The sequence below is a fragment of the Streptomyces sp. NPDC057280 genome (genome assembly GCF_042668605.1).
Classification (GTDB): domain Bacteria; phylum Actinomycetota; class Actinomycetes; order Streptomycetales; family Streptomycetaceae; genus Streptomyces.
Map to the genome: position 1 here is coordinate 127,312 of NZ_JBHUYR010000003.1, position 20,551 is coordinate 147,862.

A 20,551-nucleotide genomic window follows, 5' to 3' on the forward strand; every position below is an offset into this window, starting at 1 on the left:
GCTCAGGCGGTTCGCTGCCCTTTCGCACTGCCCTGCATGTCGGGCATGAGCAGGAGGAGATAAGTCGGCACATGCCTGCCCATACCGATCAGAGGATCAGGAGCTGTGAACGCCGAGGGCTGCCGATCCTGGCGGAGCGGCAATGCCGAAACACCTCAATGGGCCTGCGCGGGAAGGCGGAGCGTCCGTGCGAAGTCGTCCAGTGCCCCCATTGCGGCGGCGATCACTTCCGGATCGTCGTGGTGGCCGCGGAGCAGGACGTCGGGGAGGCCGGGCTGGGTGTGCCAGTGGTACGTCACCGAGGTCATCATGATGCTGCTGTCCGCAGGGTAGGAACGGGTGACCCGGACCCCGTCCGCGCCCAGGTACGGAGAGGCGAACGGCACACTGCCGGTTCGCTGGTGCCACTCGGGGATTTCCGGGTGCGGCACTGTGAGCGCGGTGATTTCCTCGCAGGAAGCCGCGTCGAGGGCCTCACAGTGGATGCGGGTGGCGTGCATCACGAGCGGCATGTACGTCAGGGGGACAGGGTGGTAGATGAACGCCTCGTCGGCCTGGAGTTTGTCCCGGAGTGTGACGATGGTCTGCTCGTAGAAGTTCTTGTGGAATCGGCGGAGTTTTCGGGTGAGCTCTATGTTGTGAGCGGCGGCCAGATCGGTCAGGGACGCGTCCAGCCACTCCTTGAAGGTCTTCTTGTCCATCTGGAGCCAGAGGTAGCCCCAGAGGCCCTTATTGGCATCCGTGTCGATGTGAAGCGCACCGAGGTCGGCGCTCCACAGGGGGCCTTCGGACATAAGTGATCTCTTTCGTCGGGGCGCGGGTCGGCGGGTCGGGACGCCCTCAGGCGTAGCTCCAGCGGAAGGTGCTCATCACGGCATCGAACAACTCCACAAGGGTGTCGTAGAAGCTGGGATCCGAGCCGGGCGCGATCAGGGCGCTGAAGGAGAAGGTGAGGTACTGGTCGGGTGCACTGTCCGGGACGGGAACGAAGTACTCGACCTGGCGGTGTGCGACGTCGACGCCCTGGGCTGCGTCGGCGGGTACCTCTCGCTCGGAGCGCAGGGCCGCGGTGTCGTCGAGTTCCCGTATTTCAGCACCGGGGATCTCGGAGGCCAGTGCGGCAAGGACCGCTTCCGGGCCGCTGTCGGGCCTGACCCGGGGGATCTCGACCGGCTCCGAAGCCACGAACGAAACAGGCAGCGCGATGCCGTGAAGGCGTTCGGTGGGGAGATAGAGGGTCATGCCTCCCTTGGCCCTGGCTCGGCGGACGACCTTTTTCATCTCCTGGGTGAGCTTCAGCCGGGCTTTCGGGATGTCGTCCTTGGAAAAGCCGACAGGCAGCTGTGCAACGGCCTTCAGGACGATGCGGTCCATCGCTTCCGCGGTACCCGTACGCAGCGGAATCACGTCCCAGCCAGGTGGCGGCACGAGGTTGAATCCGTTCGGGGCTCGGCGGTGCTCAGCGGTGGTCATCGTGCCCCCGCATTACTTGTACGGCGTAGGTGACACCTACGAAGAGCGCCCATGCCGGGGCGGCGATGATGCCCGGCCAGAAGCCGAGCATCAAAGAAGGCAGGAAGAAACCGCCGCCCATGGCGAGATCCCGGGTGAGGTAGGGCGGACGACCCGAATATCGGGGATACTTCGCGAAGACCCAGACGTAGTGAAGAAGGCAGCAGATGATCCCGGCCTCGTAGGCGTAAAGAACGTATTTCCTCAGGAAGTCCGGTACGAGGATCATGATTCCGATCACCGCAAAGACCATTGGCATGCCGATGAACAAAGTCAGCCTGAGCCGCCGGTTGGGGCCGGTGCCGAGTCCCGTGCGGGCGGCTTCTGCTTCGGCAATGCGTTGCGCCGAGTTCAGGTCCATGATTGTTCCTCACCAGTGGGTGTCGGGCGCGGGCTTCAGGGTGTTGTCCTTCCAGTCGGAATAGCCCTCGTTGTATGGCTTTTCACCAGTCCCCAGGTTCTCGTGGGTCCAGCTTGTCAGGTCGCTCTTGCCAAGTGCCTTGTCCATGACGTCCATCCCCATGCCGGTCCACGCGATCCCGAGGCCCACTTGGTAGGACTTGTACGCCTTGTCTGCGGCAGCCCCTGCGGCCTCCGGGAAGGCGGCCTTGTTCGCCTGCAGCATTTTGGCCATGCCTGCCATCTCCTTGTCGCCGAGGTGCACCAGGGTCGACAGCGGGCTGACCCGCAGAGGCCCCTTGACCACCAGGCCGACGTTCTGGGAGATGGACTTGCGCATGCCGTTACGGGCCGTACTGACTACCTGTCGCCCTGCCCCTTCCGGCATTTTGGACATCAAGCGTCCCATGTCGTCCATGATGCCCTTGACGCCCCTGAGTCCTCGGCTCAGGCCGGCGGTCCTGGCGGCCTGAGCGGCGCCCACGGTGGCCTTGGCGCCACTGGCGAGCTTCGCGGCAGCCCCGATGCCACCCACGACGAGCAGCCCACCCACGACATCGAAGATGACATCCGTCCAGGTGGCGTCACCGGATGCCACCAAGAGAAGTCTGAGCAGGATTGTGATCCCAGCGATGCCAAGGACGAGCATGTTCAAACCGGGAATGGCGAGTGCCAAAAAGCCCGCGAATGTCGCGACCCAGCCGAGGACATCCATAAAGGCCTTGATCGCGTCCGCATGCTCATGGACCCAGCCTTTTACGTTGTCCCACCAGGAGTCCTCGATGATGTCTTCGATCTCCGCCCGGATCTTGCCCTCGTGGTGTTCGGCGCGGCCGTCGCGGGCATCAGTGATCGTGTTCAGCTGATTCCGGTATGTCACATATGGATCGTGGTCGGTCCCGCTGACAGAGGGCTTGGGAGTGCTCTTGTCGCCGGATTCGGATTCCTTGGCCTCCTTGGCCTTTTCGGCCTCAAGCTCGTCCTGTCTTTCCTTGGCCCGGCGCAGGACCTTGTCGGCCTCGGTCTGGAAGTCCTCCAACTCGTTGGACCACGTGGTGAGATGGGTGTGGACGCGCTCGTAGCGACTGGCCACCTCCCGCATGTGCTTCTCCAGCGTGGAGGACTCCTCATGAAGGCTCTTGGCGTACTTGCCCTTGAGTTTGTCCTCGTTGCTGATCGTCTGGAGGTTCTTGGCCTGTTCTCTCAGCTTCGCGGCGACCGACACCATGTGCGCGACCTCGGCGCGGATTTCCTCCGGGTCTCCGGGTACAGGGTCGGAATCGCGGAGCGGTTGCCAGTCGAGTGGGCGGCGTTTGGATTTCGGCGTCACTTCTGCTTCTTCTTGTCGCGCTTGGCCAACTGGTTGTCGAGATCCTCGAATGCCTTCTTGGTGCCCGCCACCATCTGGCCGACGGTTTCGAGGTTATCGATGAGTTTCGCGCGGTAGTCGTCCCAGTTGTCGACGAAGTCATTCATGACGTCGGCGATTTTTCCGGAACCCCAGTGCTCGCGCATGTCATCGCGACGGTGCTCGATGTCCTCGAACGTCTTCTTCAGCTGGCCGAGTTTTTTCTCCGACTCGGCGAGAAACTCGTAGTCGACAATAAGGTCTGAGTCGGACACTCAGTACCCTCCCCCTGCGTGTGACGGTTCGGTGATCAGCGGTTGACGGCCTGGATTTCCTGGACGGTCACGGCCTGTTCGTTGCCGAAGGTGCCGTCGGGCAGGTCGCCGCCGGCGCCGCCTGTGCCGGTCCAGGAGATTTGCCAGGTGATCGTGGCGCGGAGCTTGTACGTTCCGTCGCCCGAGGAGCGCAGGTACTTGAGGCCGCAGGGCGGGGTCTCGTCCGACTTTCCCTTGGCGTACGGTTCGCCGATCGAGCCGTCGGCGTTGATCGTGCACTCGCCCGAAGCCGGGTAGGTCTGGGCGTCGTCCGTGCCCGGCTCCAGCTTCAGGGACACCGGCTTGGCCGTTGTCGTCGCCTGGATGTTGAAGCCGGGGACGTTGACGGCCGCCGTCGCCTGGACTTCGTCGAACACTGCCTTGTCGAGCCAGGCCCAGGTCGGGAGGTTCACCTTGGTCGTGGCCGCGGGGGCGAGGGTGACCTTGGTGTCCGGCAGCGTCATGTGCTGGTACGCCAGGGCCGCGAGGATCTCCGGCTTGATCGCCTCCGGGTACTGGGGCGGCGGGGTGTCGCCGTTCTCGACCCAGAAGGGGAGTTCGTTGCAGGAGTTGCGCTTGAGGACGTCGGGCTCGTTGGGGTTCTCCACCCCGGCCCAGAACATTCCCTCGCCGTCCTTGTCGACGTTGTAGTCCTTGTAGCCGGGGTGGTCGGTCCAGCCGTAGTCGTCCTCGTAGTGCTGCTGCACCTGGCCGATCGCCGTTCCGGCGGTGCCGCCCATGCCGGGGGTGTTCTTCGCCTGCTCGATCTCCTCGGACATCTTCTTCTTGAAGTCCTTGGCACCGAGGTAGGGGGCGTACCAGCAGGGCGGGGGCGTCCAGTTGACGTCGGCGGACGTCACGTTGCCGGTGCTGCCGTTCTTGGTGACGGAGCCGGAGTACTGGATTTTGGCGGCGGCGTGGATGCCAGTCGAATCTCCTCCGCCGGACTGCTCCGTACTGGCACCCTCGTCCTTGCCCGCCGGCCCTGCCGCGTAGGCCGGCTGCGCGAGGAGGAGGCCGCTGAGGGCCAGAGTCAGGGCTGCGGTGCCGCTCAGTATGCGTCGGGGTCCGCTCACTGGCACTTCGCCGCCTTGGTCTGGACGTAGACCTTGGACGCCTGCCACAGGTCGTCAGCTGTGGGGTACTTGGTCATGATGATCTTGAAGTAGTCGAAGTCCTTGATGCTGGGCTCGGTCTTCAAGACCTTTCCGGTCTTGATCTCCTTGCCGTAGAACTTGGTCGAGTCCACGCAGAACGCCACCTCCACGGCTTGGTCGTTCGTGGCGGACCGGGTACTGACGTCGTAGTGGCGCTCCGTGCCGGTCGCCGTCCAGCCGCCCTTGATCCAGGCGTTGATCTGCACCTCTCCATAGTGGAGTCCGTCGCCGGTGGCGTACGTGGTCAAGGCCGCGTCCTTGGTGGTGCGCTTGTCGATGCCTCGGTAGATGGCTCGGAGGAAGTTCGCGGCGTCGTCCATCGCCGCTGCCTCGTTCTTGTCCTTCGGCTTGGTCCAGTCGAAGACCATGGTCAGGTCTTTGGGGAGCGACAGATCCACGCCATCAGCCTTGTCCTCCGCCGGTGCTCCGGAGGTCGACGCCGACGCGCTCGGCGTCTGTGATCCCTGGTCCGCGCCTGCGATCTTGTCGTTGTCTTTCGAGCCGTCATCCCCGCTGCCGCAGGCCGTCAACAGCAGCGAAGCCGTCGCCACCAGCGCGGCGGCAACGGGCAAAGTGCGGCGCTTCACAGTGAACTCCCCGTGAGAAATCAGTTCAGTCAAGAGGTCTGACGCTATCGGTGAGGTTCCCGCTTTCGCCACAGCGAAGTTCCCTGCGAACGGGGTCAATACCAGTCATATGGGGCGTCTGCGGGTGTGAGCTGTGTCCTGATCGTGCCCGAACGGGCGACGGCCCTGGGCGTGCCGACGGGCTGCGTTCGGACCTGCGAGCTCCGGTCCCGGCACCTCGCCGATTCCGTCTGGACGTACACCTTTGACGCCTGCCACAGGTCCGTGCCCGTGGGGTACTTGACCATGATGATGTCGAAGTGGCTGAAGTCCTCGATGCTGGGCTTGGTCTTGAGGACTTTCCCCGTCTTGGTCTCCTTGCCGTAGAACTTGGTCGAGTCCGAGCAGAACGCCACCTCCACCGACTCACCGTTCGAGGTGGACCGTGTGGTGGCGTCGTAATGGCGCCGGGTGCCGGTGACAGTCCAGCCACCGTCGATGTAGGCGTTGATCTGCGTGGTCGCGTACTTCAGGCCGCCGCCGGTGGCGTACGTAGTGACAGCCGCGTCCTCAGTGGTGCCCTTGTCGACGCCCCGAAAGATGGCTTGAAGGAAGTTCGCGGCACCGTCCATGGCCGCCGCTTCGTTCTCGTCCTCGGGCTTGGTCCAGTCGAAGACCAGGTTGATGTCCTCGGGCAGCGAGATGTCCACGCCGTCCGGCTTGTCTCCAGCGGGTTCAGTGGGTTCAACCGCCCGCGTTGCCGACTTTCTCGGTGTCTCTGCTGCCGGGGCGGGTCCGGAGGATTCGCTCTCCCCGTTGCCGCAGGCGGTGAGGAGCAGGGTCGCTGTGGCAGTGAGGGCAGCAGCGATGGGCAGGTGGTGGGGCTTCAAGGGTGCACTTCCTGTGAGACATGAAATCTGAGGAGGGAATTCGGGAGCGGTGGGGCAATGGGTGCCGCGACCTCTGTCGGCGAGATCAGCGCGAGTCCAAGCGCCTGTCCTGGGTTCGCGTGAAGTCGCCCCGTGTCACCCTCTCCGTCAGCGAATCCCCGTCCCGCACCAGCGACCCGTACCCCGTCGCCGCCCACACGCTCGACTCGGCCGGCAACTCGAAGTACGGGACCTGGCGGCCGTCCGGCGTGGTGTCGGTGAGGACTTCGGGGGCGCGGTGGTGGTGCAGGGCCTCGGTGCAGGTGGGGCAGGTGGCCACCTGGGCGCGGTTCTGGCGGCCCAGGGGGCGCCAGGTGGTGCGGTGGGTCGCGCGGCCGTGCAGGGGGTTGAAGAAGCAGAGGGGGAGAGGCGCGGGGGACGTGGCGGTCAGGGCGTCGCGGCCCTCTGTCACCAGGGCCAGGACGCCCGCCAGGTCCGGCAGGCCGCGTGCGGAGTCGAGGACCGTGCCTGCGGCGGTGTACGCGTCCAACGCCCTCTGCGGTGAGGGCGTTTCGGGCCGCGCCGCCGCCTCGCCGAGTGCGATGACCTCCGCCTCCGCCCGGCGGCGCAGGGCGCTCTCGTCGGCTGCTCCGGCCGCCGCGAACACCGTCTGGGGGTATGCGAAGGGGGAAGGCGGGGGGCCGGTTGTCCTACGGCGCTTTCGTACGAGCAGCAGGGCGGCGCCCGGCGTCAGCAGGGTGAGCAGCGTCAGCGTGATGGCTGCCCGTGGCGGCCAGGTCGCCCGACTCTCCTTCTCCGGGCCTGGTGTGAGGGTTTTGAGGGTGGGGGAGGTGGCCGGGTCTCCCAAGTTCTGTGTCGACTCCTCGTACACCCTCGTACCGTCCCCCTCCGCCACCAGCTCCACCGCCTTCGACGTCAGGTCCGCCAAGCCCGCGTCCCGCGTCTCGTCCAGGAAGCCGGCCGCCGCCACGGCATCCCTCGTCTGGTGGGTGTCGGACGGCCACTCGTAGCCGTTGAGGGCGTCGGTGAAGTCGCCGTCCGTGGTGATGAGGATGAACTCGCGGAGGCCCAGGCGGTCGTGGACCACCGAGGCCAGGGTGTCCGCCTCGCCGTCGAAGGCGTCGCCCTTCGTGAGTGGGGTGAGGACCACCTTGAGGGGAAGGCCGGTTGCCGCGATTTGCGCGGTCAACTCGCGTTGCCTGGACGGGGGTACGGCGTCCGCGTACGCGTCGGCCACGTAGACGGGCGAGTCGCGCAGGGCGTTCGCGATGTGTTCGCCGGGTGATTCGGCTGCCTGGGAGGGGGCGGTCGGGAGCAGCACGGTCATGAGCGCCGCCAAGGTGCCCCTCAAGCTCCTATGGGACATGCACCGCCTCCCGTACCTTCCGGGCCAGCTTGGTGAAGCCCTTGGGGGCCTCCGACAGCAACTCGTCCTCGTAGTACGGCCGTCCGTTCGGCGGCAGCTTGAGCAGGCGGGCCGGGATCTTGTGGGGGTCGTCGAGGCAGACCTCGCACACCGGGAGCATCCGCCTCCGGCTCTCCACGCTGGACGTCCGGACGTGGCGGCTGGTCTTCGCCGATCCGTGCAACGGGTTCACGCCGCAGCACAGGGTGCTGTCGTCGCCGGCGAGGGCGGCGCGGGTGGCTCGGGCCAGGATGATGACCGCGGTGAGGGTGGACGGGGGCAGACCGTCCACGTTCTCGCCCTGCTGCGCCAGGAGCAGCGTCGCGTCGTAGCGGTTGCGGGCGCGGGTGTCCGCCTTCTCGCCGGTGCCGAAGTCCCGTGCCATCGACTGGAGTTCGGCGCGGGCCGTGTCGCGCAGGTACGTCGTCGTCGGCATCGCCGGTGACTTGGTGGGGAGGTCCGAGGCCTGCAACGGCTCCGGATTGCGGCGCAGGAGGGACTTGCGGGCGATGCCCAACGCCGCCGCCACCAGGGCGAACAACGCTCCGGCGGCCAGGGCGCCGATGATCAGGCCCGGCCAGAAGTCGCCGTAGAAGAGCGGGTTGAGGTCGTCCTCGGTGATCGGGTCGGTGAACGGGTACGCGTCGTCGGGGTCGGGTGCGGTCGGAGTGTCCGTGGTGGCCGTGGTGTCCGTGCGCTCCGTCTTGTCCAGGGCGGTCATGAGCGTGGTGAGGCGCTCGCCGAGGAGGTGGTCGTCGGCCTGGTCCGACTTCTCGTCGCCGTAGGTGACGGACTCCGGGAGGTCGTAGAAGGGGCCGTAGGAGTCCAGGTCCAGGCCGTAGGTGAAGGTGTGGATGTAGCCGTCCAGGGGGTCGGCGACGATGTACACGCCGTCCTTGCCCAGCTTGTCGTGGACGGCGTACGCGAAGTAGTCCTCGTCGCTTCCGGACTCGTCCTCGTACAGCTGCGGGACGAGGGCCATGAAGACCGGGCCGCCGCCCGTCGAGGACTCGAACCTCGCGATGCGGGAGCGGAGTTGGGCCAGCCGCGTCTTGTCGAGGGCTCGGGGGCTTTCCGGGTCCTGGTAGATCGGGTCCAGGGACAGGCCCTCGGCGACCCGGTCCAGGCGGGCGTTCAGGTCGATCGCCCGGGGGCGCGGGGACGCGCTCGACGTCGTCTGGTCGAAGACGTGGGGGGCGGTCGCGGCGAGCGCGGCGGCGGTGGCGAGGGCGGCGGCCGGAAGCAGCCGTCGGTGCCAACGGCGGTGGGTCCTCGGCTTGTTGAGGGAGACCGGGGCTCCTGGCCTACGGCGCCACCAGCGTCGTACGTACGGGATCAGGAGCAGCATCGCCAGCGGTATGCCCGTGATCGCCATGCCCGTGAGGAACGACTGGTTGTCGCGGTCGCTCGGGCCGATGTACATGTCGGCCGGTTCGCCGTCGGCGTCGTACTTCTCGCGAGCCGCCTTCGCACATGCGGCGGCCTTCTCGCCGCCCTCAGTGATCACGTCGACGAAGCGCTCGAAGCTGCGCAACGGGCCTGCGTCGAAGGGGAGTTCGTACTGGGCGACGGTGACCGCGTCGTCGGCGGGGGCGGTCACGCCGTACGCCGTGGCGTCCGTGACCGAGGAGTCGTCGATCAGGACGTAGAGGCCGTCCTCGCCCAGGCGGTCGTGGACCGTGCCGAGGAGGGCCTCGCCGGCGGCGGCCTCCCCGGGGAGGACGAGGACGTAGGTCGGGACGCCGGTGCGCTTCGCGAGGGTGGCGAAGGCGGGAGTGGTGGACTTCGGGATCTCGCGGGGGAGTTGGTCGGTGACGTAGACCGGTTCGGTGCGGAGTTGCTCCGCCAGGTAGGCGGCTTGGGTGTCGGGGGAGGAAGGCGATGCCTGGGCCGGTGGGGTGGCGGTCGCGAAGAGGGTGAACAGGAAGGCGAGGGTCGCGAGGAGTCTCGCTCCGGTGGTTCCTGTGGCTCCGATTCCGGTCCTGGTTGCCCTCTTCGTCGTCCGCATCGCCGAGTTCCCCCGCTCCCCGCCTGATGTCACGCGCGGCACTCTACTGAGGTGGTTCGCTAGTGCGAAACCTGCGCGGTACTAACCGAGCTTCGCGTTCTGCGCCTTGACCACATCCGCGGGGACCGTGGCCTGGGCCGAGCGGCCGTTGATGAAGCCACCGCTGTCGATCGAGAAGTAGTTGACGATCGTGTCGCCGAAGCGGAAGGTCTGGGTGCGCATCGTCTGGGTGCCCTTGTACGGGGCCGTCGAGACGGTGGCGATCGACTCGTCCGCGCCCGTAGCCGCCGGAGCCGTCTCCTTCTTCACCGAGGAGTAAGTGGTGGAGGCCTTGGCGGACTTGGCGGTGTAGCCCGCCGTGCAGGCGGAGGCCGCCTCGGCCAGGCCTTTCATCGCCGCCTCGGCCTTGCCCGCCGAGTAGCTGGCGAGGGTGATGTAGGTGTAGACGGTCCTGCCGTTGTCGGCGAGGCGGACCAGTGACGCGTCGGGGTCGCCGAGCGGGAGGTAGTTCGTGGCGTACGCCATCGGGGCGCAGACCTTCTTGTCGAGCGTCAACTGTTCCTGGCTGGTGGCCATCGCGTCGCCCGCGGCCGGTTCGGTGACGGTGTAGTCGTTGTCGTCGGACTTGACCTTCGTGACGAGCAGCTTCGCCAGTTCCTTCGCCGGGTCCGCGGCGGGCTTGGCCACAGAGGCGGTGGCCGAGGGCGTGGGCGTGGCCTTCGCCTGGTCGGTCGTCTTCGCGTCCGAACCTCCGCCCGCTCCGCCGCACGCCGTCAGCGTGGCGAGGGACAGAACGGAGACGAGGGAGAGGGCGGCCGGTGCGGCGCGCTTCATGGGGGGACTCCTCGGCCTTGGGTCGGGTCTTCTGTGTGCTTACGGGGCGTATGTGCCGCGCAGCAACTTCTTCAGCTGCGGCGACAGTTCGGGCACCTGCGCGCCCGCCGCCTGCGCCGCCGCGACCGCCCTGACGTACTCCGTCGCCTCCGCCCGCAGCCGGGTCTTCTCGTTGCCCTGCCTGCTGCCGGCCAGCCAGACGGCGACCGCCAGCGGGATCAGGGCCAGGAGGCCGTAACCGAGCGGCTCGGTCTCCTGCCAGGCCCACCCTGCGCCGATGGCGCCCGCGAAGATCAGCAGACAGCCCGCCTCGTCGTGCCAGCCGCCGGCGTCGGCGATGCGCTCGTACTCGGAGACGGCGGGCGGCTTCGGGGGGACGGTGACCACCGCGGGGGCCGGCGGGGTGGGAGTCGGTGCGGCGGCCGTATCGACCTTCGGGTACGTCGGGATCGGCGTCGCTCCCTTCCGGTTCCCCGCCTGGTCCGTGCTCGTCGAGTCGTACTCCGGCCGCCCCTCCAGCCACGGCGGCACATGCGCGAGCGGCAGCCCGTGGGCCAGGGCAACGCCCAGCAGTTCGCGGTAACCGGCGAGGGCGGGGTGCGTCAGCTCGCGCCTCCAGCCCTTGCGGACCCGGACGTACAGGGCGATGGCCACGATGAGGACCGGGACCGCCGCGAGTGCCGTCCTCCGGTCGAGCGCGGGTACGTCCAGCGCCACCACAGCCCAGACCACGGCCGCGGCCATCATCAGGCCGCTCAGCCACGCCAACGGCCGGTACTGGGCGTCGTGGGCCGCCTTGCGCCGCTCCGCCAGCAACGCCGACACCGCCGTGTCGTTCGTGTAGTCGACCCCGGTGCGGGCGCCGATCGCGCGGGCCGCCGCCAGGACCCGGAGGTCGGACGCCAGTGCCGCCCCGCCGATGGGCAGAAGGTCTGCGCTTGCCTTTGCCATGTGTCCAACGCCCCCGTGTCCGTGAAACCGAGGAAAGATCATGGCACGGTGCCTGTCGGGCTTCGTGAGTGAATCGTGCAGGCCTCATGGGCGGGTGGTGACGGACGTCGCATCACGGGCCGGGCGGGACAGGAGTCCACGGTTCGCTCGCGCACAGGTGGCAAGCCCTTTCGGGCACCTGGATAACTGGGCGCCGCGCGCCTGAAGTTGCAGATGGATAACAGGGTGCGGGGTGAGATGCGTGACCTCGAACGCGCCTTGAGGGGCTTATGTGCGGCTGATACGGTGCCATGGCTTGACACTCACCCCACCGATGGCTATTCGCATGAGTCGAGTGGACCTGGGTGAAGTGTCCTAATTTCCAGCTTATTTGGCAGACTTTTTCTTGGGTGTACGGGGAGCGGTTGCGTGAAGATCCAAGAGCGTACGGGGGCGGGTCAGGGTCGTTCCGCCGCTCCGGCTCAGCCGTCGGCCGGTGACCGCCTTCCCACCCCGCCTCGCGAGCGCAAACCTGCGTTGGCCGCGCTGGCGGTGCTGCTGATTCTGGTGGGGGCGCTGGGTGCGACCATGCTGGTGCTGCAGGCCGGGGATCGGATCGAGGTCGTCAAGGTGACCGAGGAGATTCCCGTCGGCGGGAAGGTCACCGACAGCGACGTGACGTCGGTGATGGTCGCCGAGGACTCCGCCATCAACTACGTCAAGTGGTCCCAGCTGGGCACCCTGAAGACGCTGAAGGCCGTCACGACCATTCCCAAGGACACGGTCGTCATGGGCCAGATGTTCGGCGACGAGGCGGGCGCCTCCGAGGGCAAGACCCTCGTCGGTCTCTCCCTCAAGGCGGGCCAGTTCCCGGCGGGCATCAAGGTGGGCGACACCGTCGCCGCCTACCGCGTCGCCGACGGCGGCTCCCGCGGCAACAGCTCCGCCTCCACGACCGGCAACAGCGACTCGGTGCTCGTCGACAAGGCGACCGTGACCAACGTGCCGAAGGCCGACAGCGACGAGATCGTCGGCAGCGCCAACTCCGCCTACACACTCGCCGTCGACTCCGACGTCGCCGCCGACCTCGCGCAGGCCGCCGCCAACGGTCAGGTCGTCCTCGTCCTCGTCCCCAACAACAGCAGCAACTAGAAGGCGGCCCCAGTCCCATGGCGCTCATCGCTCTCGCCGCCGACAAAGGCTCCCCCGGCGTCACCACCGCAGCCGTCGCCCTCGCCGCGGTCTGGCCGCGGCGTGTGCTGCTCGCCGAGACCGACCCGGCGGGCGGCGACCTCGTGTACCGCAGTGCCGCCGCGCACGGAGGCCCGCTCAACCCGAACACCGGCATGCTGTCCATCGCCGCCACCGCGCGCCGCGGCCTCGTCCCCGACCAGATCTGGGACCACGTGCAGCCGTTGAGCGGGGGACTCGAAGTCCTCGTCGGTCTCGGCAACGCCGAGCAGGCCGCCGGTCTCGCCGGGCTCTGGCCGACCCTCGGCCACTCCTTCGCCGCCCTCGCCGAGTCCCCGCACGCCGCCGCCGACGTCATCGCCGACTGCGGCCGCATCGCCGGTGAGACCCCCGTCGTCGACCTGTTCCCGCACGCCTCCCTCGTACTGCTCCTCTCCCGCACCGAGCCCGAGGCCATCGCGCGCGTCCGCGACCGTGCCGCCGCCCTCGGCAACCGGCTCCACGGCGGTCAGCGCGGGGTCGCGACCATGGGCAACCCGATGATCGGTGTCGTCCTCGTCGCGGACACCAACAACGCGGCGAAGATCGCGGGCCAGGTCAACGACATGCTCGTGCACGCCCAGACCGGCGCCCGCGTCGTCGGCACCATCGCCGACGACCCCGCCGGCGCCGACCAGTTGGCCGGACGCAAGCGCGGGCGCCTCGACAAGTCGCTGCTCATCCGCTCCGCCCGCAAGGTCACCGCCGACCTGTACCAGCAGTACGGCGCCGCCTGGTCCGTACCCACCCAGGCCCAGCACGGTCAGCCGCTCGGCCAGATGAACGGCCATGCGGAGGCCGGGCGATGACCGCTGTCGACCATCAACTGGTCAAGCGGTTCCGGCAGGAGGCCGGTGACCGGATCGCCGAGCAGCGGCGTCAGGACCAGGTCGCCGGTGTCACGCCGATGTCGGGCGAGGACGAACGGCACTACGCCCGCGCGGTCATAGCCCAGATCCTCGAGGACTACGCGCGGACCGAGATCAACGCCGGGCGCACCCCGCTCGATGCGGAGACCGAGGAGCAGTACGCCGCCGCCGTGCACGCCGCGCTGTTCGGCGTCGGGCGGCTCCAGCCCCTCCTCGACAACCCGGACGTCGAGAACATCGACATCAACGGGTACGACCAGGTCTTCGTCGGCTATTCGGATGGCCGTGAAGTCAAGGGCGATCCGGTCGCCGAGTCCGACGAGGAGCTCATCGAGCTCATCCAGGTGCTCGGCGCGTACTCGGGCCTGTCCTCCCGCCCCTTCGACTCCGCCAACCCGCAGCTCGACCTCCGCCTCCCGGACGGCTCGCGTCTGTCGGCGGTCATGGACGTCACCCGGCGCCCCGCGCTGTCCATCCGCCGGGCCCGCATGGGCAAGGTCTTCATCTCCGACCTCGTCGGCAACGGCACGCTGAGCCCGGAGGTCGCGCACTTCCTCGCCTGCGCGGTCCGCGCCCGCAAGAACATCATGATCGCGGGCGCCACCAACGCCGGCAAGACGACGCTGCTGCGGGCCCTCGCCAACGAGATCCCGCCGCACGAGCGCCTCATCACCGTCGAGCGCGCCCTGGAGCTCGGCCTCGACACCTTCCCCGACCTGCATCCCAACGTCGTCGCCTTCGAGGAACGCCTGCCCAACTCCGAGGGCCAGGGCATGATTTCGATGGCCGAGCTGGTCCGCCGTTCGCTGCGCATGAACCCCTCCCGCGTCATCGTCGGTGAGGTGCTCGGCGACGAGATCGTGACCATGCTCAACGCGATGTCGCAGGGCAACGACGGCTCGCTCTCCACGATCCACGCCAACAGCTCGCACGAGGTCTTCAACCGTATTTCCACGTACGCGCTCCAAGCCGCCGAGCGACTGCCCATCGAGGCCAGCCAGATGCTCATCGCGGGCGCCGTGAACTTCGTCGTCTTCATCCAGCGGCGCAACAACTACCAGACGGGCGGCCGCCTCCAGCGCATGGTCACCTCGGTCCGCGAGGTCAACGGCGTGGACGGCCGGGTGCTGTCCAGCGAGGTGTTCGCCGAGGCGCACGACGGTCGGATCGTGCCGCACGCGCCCATCGCCTGCGTGGACGACCTGATCGCACAGGGCTACCGGCCCACGGGAACGTGGGGGTAATCATGAATCTTGCAGCTTTGGGCTCTCTCGGCTCCATGGGCGGGCTCTTCTCCACCACCGTCCTCTACTCCCTCGCCTGCGGTGTCGCCGTCGGCGGCGGGCTCGCGCTGTTCCTGGTCGCCGTACGCGGCCTGCCGGCCAAGCCCGAACACGAGAAGCAGAAGGCCGCCGAGCGGGCGAGCGAGCTGATCCGGTTCGCCGGACAGCGCGGCTCGCTCGCCGCCATCGTCGGTCTCGTCGTCCTCCTGCTCACCCGCTGGGCCGTCGCCGGCATCGCGGCCGGTGTGCTCGTCTTCTTCTGGGACCGGCTGTTCGGCGGCGCCGCGGAGGAGCGGGCCGCCATGCGCCGGGTGGAGGCGCTCGCCTCCTGGACCGAGTCCCTGCGCGACACCATCGCCGGCGCGGTCGGCCTGGAACAGGCCATCCCGGCGTCCGCGCGCGCGTCCGCCCCGGTGCTGCGCCCGCACCTGGACGCCCTGGTCGACCGCCTACGCGCCCGCACCCCGCTGCCCGACGCGCTCCAGCACCTCGCCGACGAGATCGACGACGCGTCCGCCGACATCATCGTCGCCGCCCTCATCCTCAACGCCCGCCTGCGCGGCCCCGGTCTGCGACAGGTGCTCGGCGCGCTCGCCAAGTCGGCCCGTGAAGAGGTCGACATGCGGCAGCGCGTGATGGCGCAGCGGGCGTCGACACGGCGGTCCGTGCAGATCGTCGTCGCGGTGTCCGTCGCCTTCGTCCTCGGACTGTCCGTGTTCAACCGGGAGTTCGTCGCGCCGTACGGCACCGCAGTCGGCCAGGTCGTACTCGCCCTGGTTTGCGGTCTGTTCGCGCTCGGTTTCTGGTGGCTGCGCAAGCTGTCGACCATCGAGACGCCCGAACGCTTCCTGGTCAAGGACGAGTCAAGAGTTCAGTTCGTGCGTCCCCGCACGCCGACCCAGCACCAGGCGGTTCCGGAGGAGGGGGTACGTCGATGAGCGACATCACCATGCCGATTGTCGTCGGCGCGATCATCGGCCTGGGCATCTACGCCCTCGTCCGCGCCCTCATGCCGACAAAGCGGAGCGTGGTCTCGCAGGTGGCGCGGATCGATGCGATGCGGGCGCGAGGGACGGCGTATGAGTCTCCCCGGGCCGCCTCCGACAAGGGCCGCCTCGGTTCGATGCGGGCCGATGTCGGGCAGCGCGTCGCCGAGTTCTACATGCAGCAGGGGTGGGAGCAGCGGTCGCTGCGCGCGGACCTCGCCGTACTGGACCGCAGCTGGGAGAAGTTCCTGGCGACGAAGGTGCTGCTCGGCGTCGCAGGGCTGTTCTTCGGCCCGTTCTTGTTCGCGATCGTGTGGACGCTTGGGTTCGGCTCCAGCCCGATCATTCCGGTCTGGCTGGCGCTGCTGTTCGCAAGTCTCTTCTTCTTCCTCCCCGACCTGGAGGTACGACGGGACGCAGCCGACAAGCGTCGCGACCTGCGGCGGGTGATCGGCGCGTACCTCGACCTCGTGTCGATGAGTCTTGCCGGTGGCCGCGGTCTGCCTGAGGCGTTGATGGCGGCGGCCGATGTGTCGGACGGCTGGGCCAATCAGCGCATCCACAATGCCCTGGCCGACGCCCGTATCACCGGTATCAGCCAGTGGCAGGCGCTGGGCCAGCTCGGTGAGGAATTGGGCGTTGAGGAGCTGAAGGACCTCTCGGCCTCCCTTGCCCTGGTGGCGGACGACGGCGCGAAGGTCCGTGAGTCGCTCGCATCCCGCGCCGAGACCATGCGGCATCGGGAGATGGCCGAGATTGAGGGCAGCGCGGGCGAGAAGTCGCAGTCAATGCTCGTCGCCCAGCTATTGCTGTGTGCGGGCTTCCTGGTGTTCCTGATCTATCCGGCGGCCATGCGCGTGTTTCAGGTCTGATGCCGTCTCACTCTCTCGAAAGGACAACGACCATGAACCAGCGGAACTTCAACACCGGAATCCCGGCGGTGGACTTCCTTGTCACCTTCCTCCAGGGCCGAGTGCAGCGTGCTCGCTCTGGTGAGCTCGACCGCGGTGCCTCTGCCGTCGAGTGGGTCATCATTTCCGCAGTTGTGGTGGCGATCGTCGGCGTGGTGGCCGCGATCATCAACGCCGCGCTGGAGAAGGGCGCCACGAAGGTCGGCACTTGCATCGACGGGGCCAAGGCGTCCGGTACCTGCTGACGCAGCGGTAATCAACGAGGACACGGGGTCAGGTGCAGCGCATGCGGGCGTGGGTACGCCGTCGACGAGAAGCCGCCGCGACGCGCGGCGACTCCGGCATGACCGCGATCGAGTTCGTGCTGCTCACCCCGGTGCTCTTCTTCATGATCTTCGCGACGGTCCAGTTCGCGCTGTACTTCTTCGCCGACCACGTCGCCCAGGCGGCGGCCCAGGCGGGCGCCCGCAAGGCCCGCGCCACGGCCGACGCCCAGCCGGGCGGCTGGCGCGGGGAGGCGCGGGACGTCGTCGACAGCTACATCAGCCAACTCGGCCCGCAGCTGGTGCTGTCGCCGCGGGTGACGATGCTCCAGCCCGAGCAGAACACGGTGGGCGTGGAGATCACCGCGAAGGTGCCGACGGTGTTTCCGGGCCTGGATCTGACGGTGCATGCGCAGTCGCAGGGGCCGGTGGAGAGGTTCGTCCAGGACGACGGGAACTAGACGATGAAGTCCTCCTTGCGCAGGGTGGCCGACCGGCTCGGCCGCCGCTTCGGCCACGGTGACCAGGGGTTGTCCACGGTCGAGGTCGTGATCCTCGCCCCCGTGATGATCCTGTTCATCCTGGTCCTGGTCGCCTTCGGGCAACTCGTCGACGGCCGCGGCGCGATCGACGGTGCCGCGCGCGACGCGGCGCGTGCCGGGTCGATCCAGAAGGACCACGCGACGGCGATGTCCGAGGCCCGCAAGGCGGCGGAGGCCGACCTCGCGGACGTCTGCTCGGGTCCGGTGACGGTCAACCAGACGAGCGCGGGCTTCGAGGCTGCCACGTTCTTCACGGTGGAAGTGAGCTGCCAGGTACGGGGGTTGGCCATGCTCGGACTGGACGTTCCGACGACCCTGACCGCGAGCTTCAGCTCCCCACTGGATCCCTTCCGGAGGACGGCGTGACGGGTATGGACAGCGTGACGGAGATGAGAGACGTCCTGCGCACCTGGCTGTCCTCCCGGGCGGCCGCGATGGACGACCGCGGCTCGGGAGCCGGCGCGGTCATCATCTTCGCCCTCGTCTTCCTCTCCCTCTCCGCCTTCGTGATCGACGGCGGCCTGTCCATCAGCAAGCGCGAGCGCGCCGCCGACATCGCCGAACAGGCCGCCCGCTACGCCGCCCAGGACATCGACCTCGAATCCCTCTACGACGACGAGAACGGCCCGGCCCCGATCAACTTCGGCAACTGCGACGCCCGCGTGAAGGCGTTCGCCCGCGAGATGAACATGTCCGGCGCGGACATCGCCGCGACGCACTGCGTGGCGGCGGACGCGGAGCAGGTCGAGGTCGAGGTGCAGTTGACGTACTCGCCGGTGTTCACGGGGATGTTCTACGGCGGGGATGTGGTGGTGCATGGGCAGGCGGTGGCGGAGAACGAGGTGGGCTGAGGCGGCGCCGGCGGAGAACGAGGTGGGCTGAGGCGGGCGCCGGCGGAGAACGAGGTGGGCTGAGGCGGGCGCCGGCGCGGGTGCGGCTGGGTGCGGGTGCGGGTTCGCGCGGGCGGTTTCGTCGTGGGTCGGGGCCGCGCCGGGGGGTGTCCGTCCTCGGAACGGCGCGGAATTGGGCAGCTATAACAGGGCTCCCGTGTTGACGCGCCAACCGCTGCGGGCGGACACCCCCCGACACGTCCCCTCACCGCCGTACGCGGCTGCCGCGCCGCGGGGGTGCCGCGGCTGAGAGCTCGGCGCCCGAGGTGTTCCGGCTGCCCTTGACGTCGGGGCGCTCAGTCCTGGGCGGGTGAGTCAAGGTCTCTTCTGGGGCCGGGGCAGCCGTCTCCCGGGAGGGTGGGCTCGGGGTCGGGCGTGGGGGCTGCCGTGGGCGGGGGTTCGGTGGGCTCGGGGTCGGGGGCAGGGGCTGGCGTGGCCGGAGGCTCGGTGGGCTCGGGAGTCGTGGTGGTGGGCGGTGGCGTGGTCGGGGTCGGGGGCGGGGTGGATGCCGGGGGGCCGACCGGGGCGGGATCCTCGACTGGCGGCGGGTTCACGGGAGCCGGGTTCACGGGAGTCGGGGACACGGGGGCGGGGTCCTCCGGACTGGGCTTCGGGTCTGCCGGGGGCGCGGGATCTGGCACGGGGGCGGGGTTGGGCACAGGGTCCGGGTTGGGCACAGGGGCGGGTGCCGGTGTGCTCGGCTCGCCGGGAGCAGGGGTGGGGTCGGCAGGAGGCGCGGGCTGCGTCGGCGTGTTGTCGGCGGGCGGTGTCGGCTCCCCGGGGGTGCCCTGCTCCGGAGGCGCGGGCTGCTCCGGAGTGTCGTCGGCCGGAGGCGCCGGCTGTTCCGGGGCGGGCTCCGTCGACGGCGGAACGGAGTCGTCCCTCGGCCCTCTCGGAGCCTCCGCGGGCGCATCGCCGCCCCGCGTACGCGTGCCGACCGACGACCCGCCACCTCGCTGAGCACTGGCCGCCTGCACCGGCGTACCGCCACTGCTACTACCCTCGTCGTCACTCCGCGCGCCCGCCACCGGCGTACCCGCCACCGGCCCTTCCGCCACCGGCACCTGAGCGGCCGGCGCCTCCGCGACAGGCGTCCGCTCGGCCGGAGTCGGTGTGGAGTAGCCCGGCCCGAGGGCGAGGATGAGCAAGGCGGCGCTCGTGACGACGGCACCGGCCGCCACCGCCGTCTTGGCGCCTCCGGCCGTGACATGACGTACTCCGTCGAGCACCCCGGCCTTGGCCCCGCCGGCCCCCGCCACGGTCGCCGTGAGCAGGTACTTGCCCGCACCCCCCACCGCGAACACCAGCAGCGCGGGCCCGATCAGCGCCGGCAACCGATCGTTGGCGCTCATCAGCGCGGCCAGCCGTGCCCGGCAGTCGTCGCACGCGTCCACGTGCCCGAGCAGCCGCGCGGACTGCCGTGCCGTGGCGGCACCCCGCACATACGCGGGCATCCGCGCCCAGTGGACCTGGCAGGCGGGATCGTCCGGCGCCCCCGTCTGGACGCGCAGGAACGCCTGCCGCATGCCCTCCCGGGCCCGGTGCAACAGCACGGCCGTGGCCCCGTCCTTCGTCCCCACCTGCGGGCCGATCGCCGCCAGCGGCTGCCCTTCCGCCTCCGCCAGCCACAGCGCCTTGACCCACCGTTCGGGCAACTGCCCCAGCACCCGCACCAGCAGATCGACGGCGGACACCCGTTCCGCCGGATCGCCGTCCTCCGGGGCCTGCGCCTGCGCGGGGACGACGACACGCTCGTCGCTCTGCGGGTCCCGAGGAGTCTCCCGTACGGCAGTTCCGGCCGCGGCGCTCGCGAGATGCCGCACCGTCGTCATCAGATACGCGGGAACGTTCTCGATCTCGTGTCCCTCGGCCAGCCGCCGCCACACCCTGAAGTGGGCCTCGGCGACGAGGTCTTCGGCGGTCCAGGAATTCCGCGTGAGGGAGCGGGCATACGCGATGAGGCGTGGCTGCTGCTCCTCGTACACCTGGGCGTAGGAGAAGGCCGAAGCAGTCGAAGCAGTCGAAGCAGTGGGACCGTCGGACATGGGCGGGACGCTCCAGGGCCTGCGTGGGGAGGGAGATGCGGGGAAGATTTGTCAGCGTAGATGGCGAAACTTTCAATCAAAGTTTCAAAGGTGACTGAAAGTGGCGCACGTCACACCAACATCTTGCGTAACCGGCGTAATCCACAGGCCACTTGCGTGCTCATACAGG

General features: G+C 68.6%; 21 protein-coding genes and 1 pseudogene. 9 read left to right on the forward strand and 13 right to left on the reverse strand.

The window, feature by feature from the left end:
• Window positions 1-155 precede the first annotated feature (155 nt).
• From ACFUO4_RS19040 to ACFUO4_RS19095, 12 genes and pseudogenes are all read right to left on the reverse strand, one after another.
• The gene (locus ACFUO4_RS19040; RefSeq protein ID WP_383486086.1) at window positions 156-794 is read right to left on the reverse strand and encodes a hypothetical protein; all 639 of its coding nucleotides are present in this window, start codon (window positions 792-794) and stop codon (window positions 156-158) included.
• Window positions 795-840: 46 nt separating this feature from the next.
• Window positions 841-1,473 (reverse strand): hypothetical protein, encoded by a 633-nt coding sequence (locus ACFUO4_RS19045; protein WP_383486089.1) that lies wholly within the window; start codon window positions 1,471-1,473, stop codon window positions 841-843.
• On the reverse strand, window positions 1,460-1,873 hold the full coding sequence (locus tag ACFUO4_RS19050; RefSeq protein ID WP_383486092.1) for a hypothetical protein: 414 nt from the start codon (window positions 1,871-1,873) through the stop codon (window positions 1,460-1,462). Before ACFUO4_RS19050 ends, ACFUO4_RS19045 begins: the two co-directional genes overlap by 14 nt.
• Before the next feature lie 9 nt (window positions 1,874-1,882).
• The gene (locus ACFUO4_RS19055; protein ID WP_383486094.1) at window positions 1,883-3,241 is read right to left on the reverse strand and encodes a hypothetical protein; all 1,359 of its coding nucleotides are present in this window, start codon (window positions 3,239-3,241) and stop codon (window positions 1,883-1,885) included.
• Complete coding sequence (locus tag ACFUO4_RS19060; RefSeq protein WP_383486097.1) at window positions 3,238-3,534, reverse strand: hypothetical protein; 297 nt, start codon at window positions 3,532-3,534, stop codon at window positions 3,238-3,240. Before ACFUO4_RS19060 ends, ACFUO4_RS19055 begins: the two co-directional genes overlap by 4 nt.
• Window positions 3,535-3,569: 35 nt before the next feature.
• The gene (locus ACFUO4_RS19065) at window positions 3,570-4,649 is read right to left on the reverse strand and encodes a hypothetical protein (protein ID WP_383486100.1); all 1,080 of its coding nucleotides are present in this window, start codon (window positions 4,647-4,649) and stop codon (window positions 3,570-3,572) included.
• Window positions 4,646-5,317 carry a hypothetical protein gene (locus ACFUO4_RS19070; protein ID WP_383486103.1) on the reverse strand — a complete coding sequence of 224 codons (672 nt, stop codon included), beginning with the start codon at window positions 5,315-5,317 and terminating at the stop codon, window positions 4,646-4,648. The genes ACFUO4_RS19065 and ACFUO4_RS19070 overlap by 4 nt, the downstream gene beginning before the upstream one ends.
• 209 nt (window positions 5,318-5,526) lie before the next feature.
• Window positions 5,527-6,186, reverse strand: a pseudogene (locus tag ACFUO4_RS19075) (hypothetical protein); the annotation flags it as partial.
• An 85-nt stretch (window positions 6,187-6,271) separates the two neighbouring features.
• Window positions 6,272-7,513, reverse strand: a complete 1,242-nt coding sequence (locus tag ACFUO4_RS19080; protein ID WP_383486106.1) for a hypothetical protein — start codon at window positions 7,511-7,513, stop codon at window positions 6,272-6,274.
• A 28-nt stretch (window positions 7,514-7,541) separates the two neighbouring features.
• Complete coding sequence (locus tag ACFUO4_RS19085; protein ID WP_383486109.1) at window positions 7,542-9,599, reverse strand: hypothetical protein; 2,058 nt, start codon at window positions 9,597-9,599, stop codon at window positions 7,542-7,544.
• An 81-nt stretch (window positions 9,600-9,680) separates the two neighbouring features.
• A complete protein-coding gene (locus ACFUO4_RS19090; RefSeq protein ID WP_383486112.1) occupies window positions 9,681-10,433 on the reverse strand; it encodes a hypothetical protein in 753 nt (250 codons plus the stop codon).
• A 39-nt stretch (window positions 10,434-10,472) separates the two neighbouring features.
• On the reverse strand, window positions 10,473-11,384 hold the full coding sequence (locus ACFUO4_RS19095; RefSeq protein WP_383486115.1) for a hypothetical protein: 912 nt from the start codon (window positions 11,382-11,384) through the stop codon (window positions 10,473-10,475).
• Between the two features lie 408 nt (window positions 11,385-11,792).
• On the opposite strand from ACFUO4_RS19095, the gene ACFUO4_RS19100 reads away from it, so the two are divergent.
• Genes ACFUO4_RS19100 through ACFUO4_RS19140 form a run of 9 tightly spaced genes read left to right on the forward strand, consistent with a single transcriptional unit; the run spans window position 11,793 to window position 18,298 of the window.
• On the forward strand, window positions 11,793-12,515 hold the full coding sequence (locus ACFUO4_RS19100) for a hypothetical protein (RefSeq protein ID WP_383486118.1): 723 nt from the start codon (window positions 11,793-11,795) through the stop codon (window positions 12,513-12,515).
• Between the two features lie 17 nt (window positions 12,516-12,532).
• Window positions 12,533-13,402 carry a hypothetical protein gene (locus ACFUO4_RS19105; protein ID WP_383486121.1) on the forward strand — a complete coding sequence of 290 codons (870 nt, stop codon included), beginning with the start codon at window positions 12,533-12,535 and terminating at the stop codon, window positions 13,400-13,402.
• Complete coding sequence (locus ACFUO4_RS19110; protein WP_079306662.1) at window positions 13,399-14,706, forward strand: CpaF family protein; 1,308 nt, start codon at window positions 13,399-13,401, stop codon at window positions 14,704-14,706. The genes ACFUO4_RS19105 and ACFUO4_RS19110 overlap by 4 nt, the downstream gene beginning before the upstream one ends.
• Before the next feature lie 2 nt (window positions 14,707-14,708).
• Window positions 14,709-15,683 (forward strand): type II secretion system F family protein, encoded by a 975-nt coding sequence (locus ACFUO4_RS19115; protein WP_383486125.1) that lies wholly within the window; start codon window positions 14,709-14,711, stop codon window positions 15,681-15,683.
• On the forward strand, window positions 15,680-16,603 hold the full coding sequence (locus ACFUO4_RS19120) for a type II secretion system F family protein (protein ID WP_383486128.1): 924 nt from the start codon (window positions 15,680-15,682) through the stop codon (window positions 16,601-16,603). Before ACFUO4_RS19115 ends, ACFUO4_RS19120 begins: the two co-directional genes overlap by 4 nt.
• Before the next feature lie 32 nt (window positions 16,604-16,635).
• Window positions 16,636-16,887, forward strand: coding sequence for a hypothetical protein (locus ACFUO4_RS19125; protein WP_361532167.1), 252 nt, complete (start codon window positions 16,636-16,638; stop codon window positions 16,885-16,887).
• 41 nt (window positions 16,888-16,928) lie between these two features.
• A complete protein-coding gene (locus ACFUO4_RS19130; protein WP_383486132.1) occupies window positions 16,929-17,366 on the forward strand; it encodes a TadE family protein in 438 nt (145 codons plus the stop codon).
• A 3-nt stretch (window positions 17,367-17,369) separates the two neighbouring features.
• Entirely contained in the window at window positions 17,370-17,813 is a 444-nt protein-coding gene (locus ACFUO4_RS19135) for a TadE/TadG family type IV pilus assembly protein (RefSeq protein ID WP_079306653.1), read from the forward strand.
• Between the two features lie 23 nt (window positions 17,814-17,836).
• On the forward strand, window positions 17,837-18,298 hold the full coding sequence (locus tag ACFUO4_RS19140; RefSeq protein WP_383487841.1) for a pilus assembly protein TadG-related protein: 462 nt from the start codon (window positions 17,837-17,839) through the stop codon (window positions 18,296-18,298).
• A 335-nt stretch (window positions 18,299-18,633) separates the two neighbouring features.
• Here ACFUO4_RS19140 and ACFUO4_RS19145 read toward each other — a convergent pair whose 3' ends face one another.
• Window positions 18,634-20,382, reverse strand: coding sequence for a sigma-70 family RNA polymerase sigma factor (locus ACFUO4_RS19145; RefSeq protein WP_383486135.1), 1,749 nt, complete (start codon window positions 20,380-20,382; stop codon window positions 18,634-18,636).
• Between the last annotated feature and the right edge of the window lie 169 nt (window positions 20,383-20,551).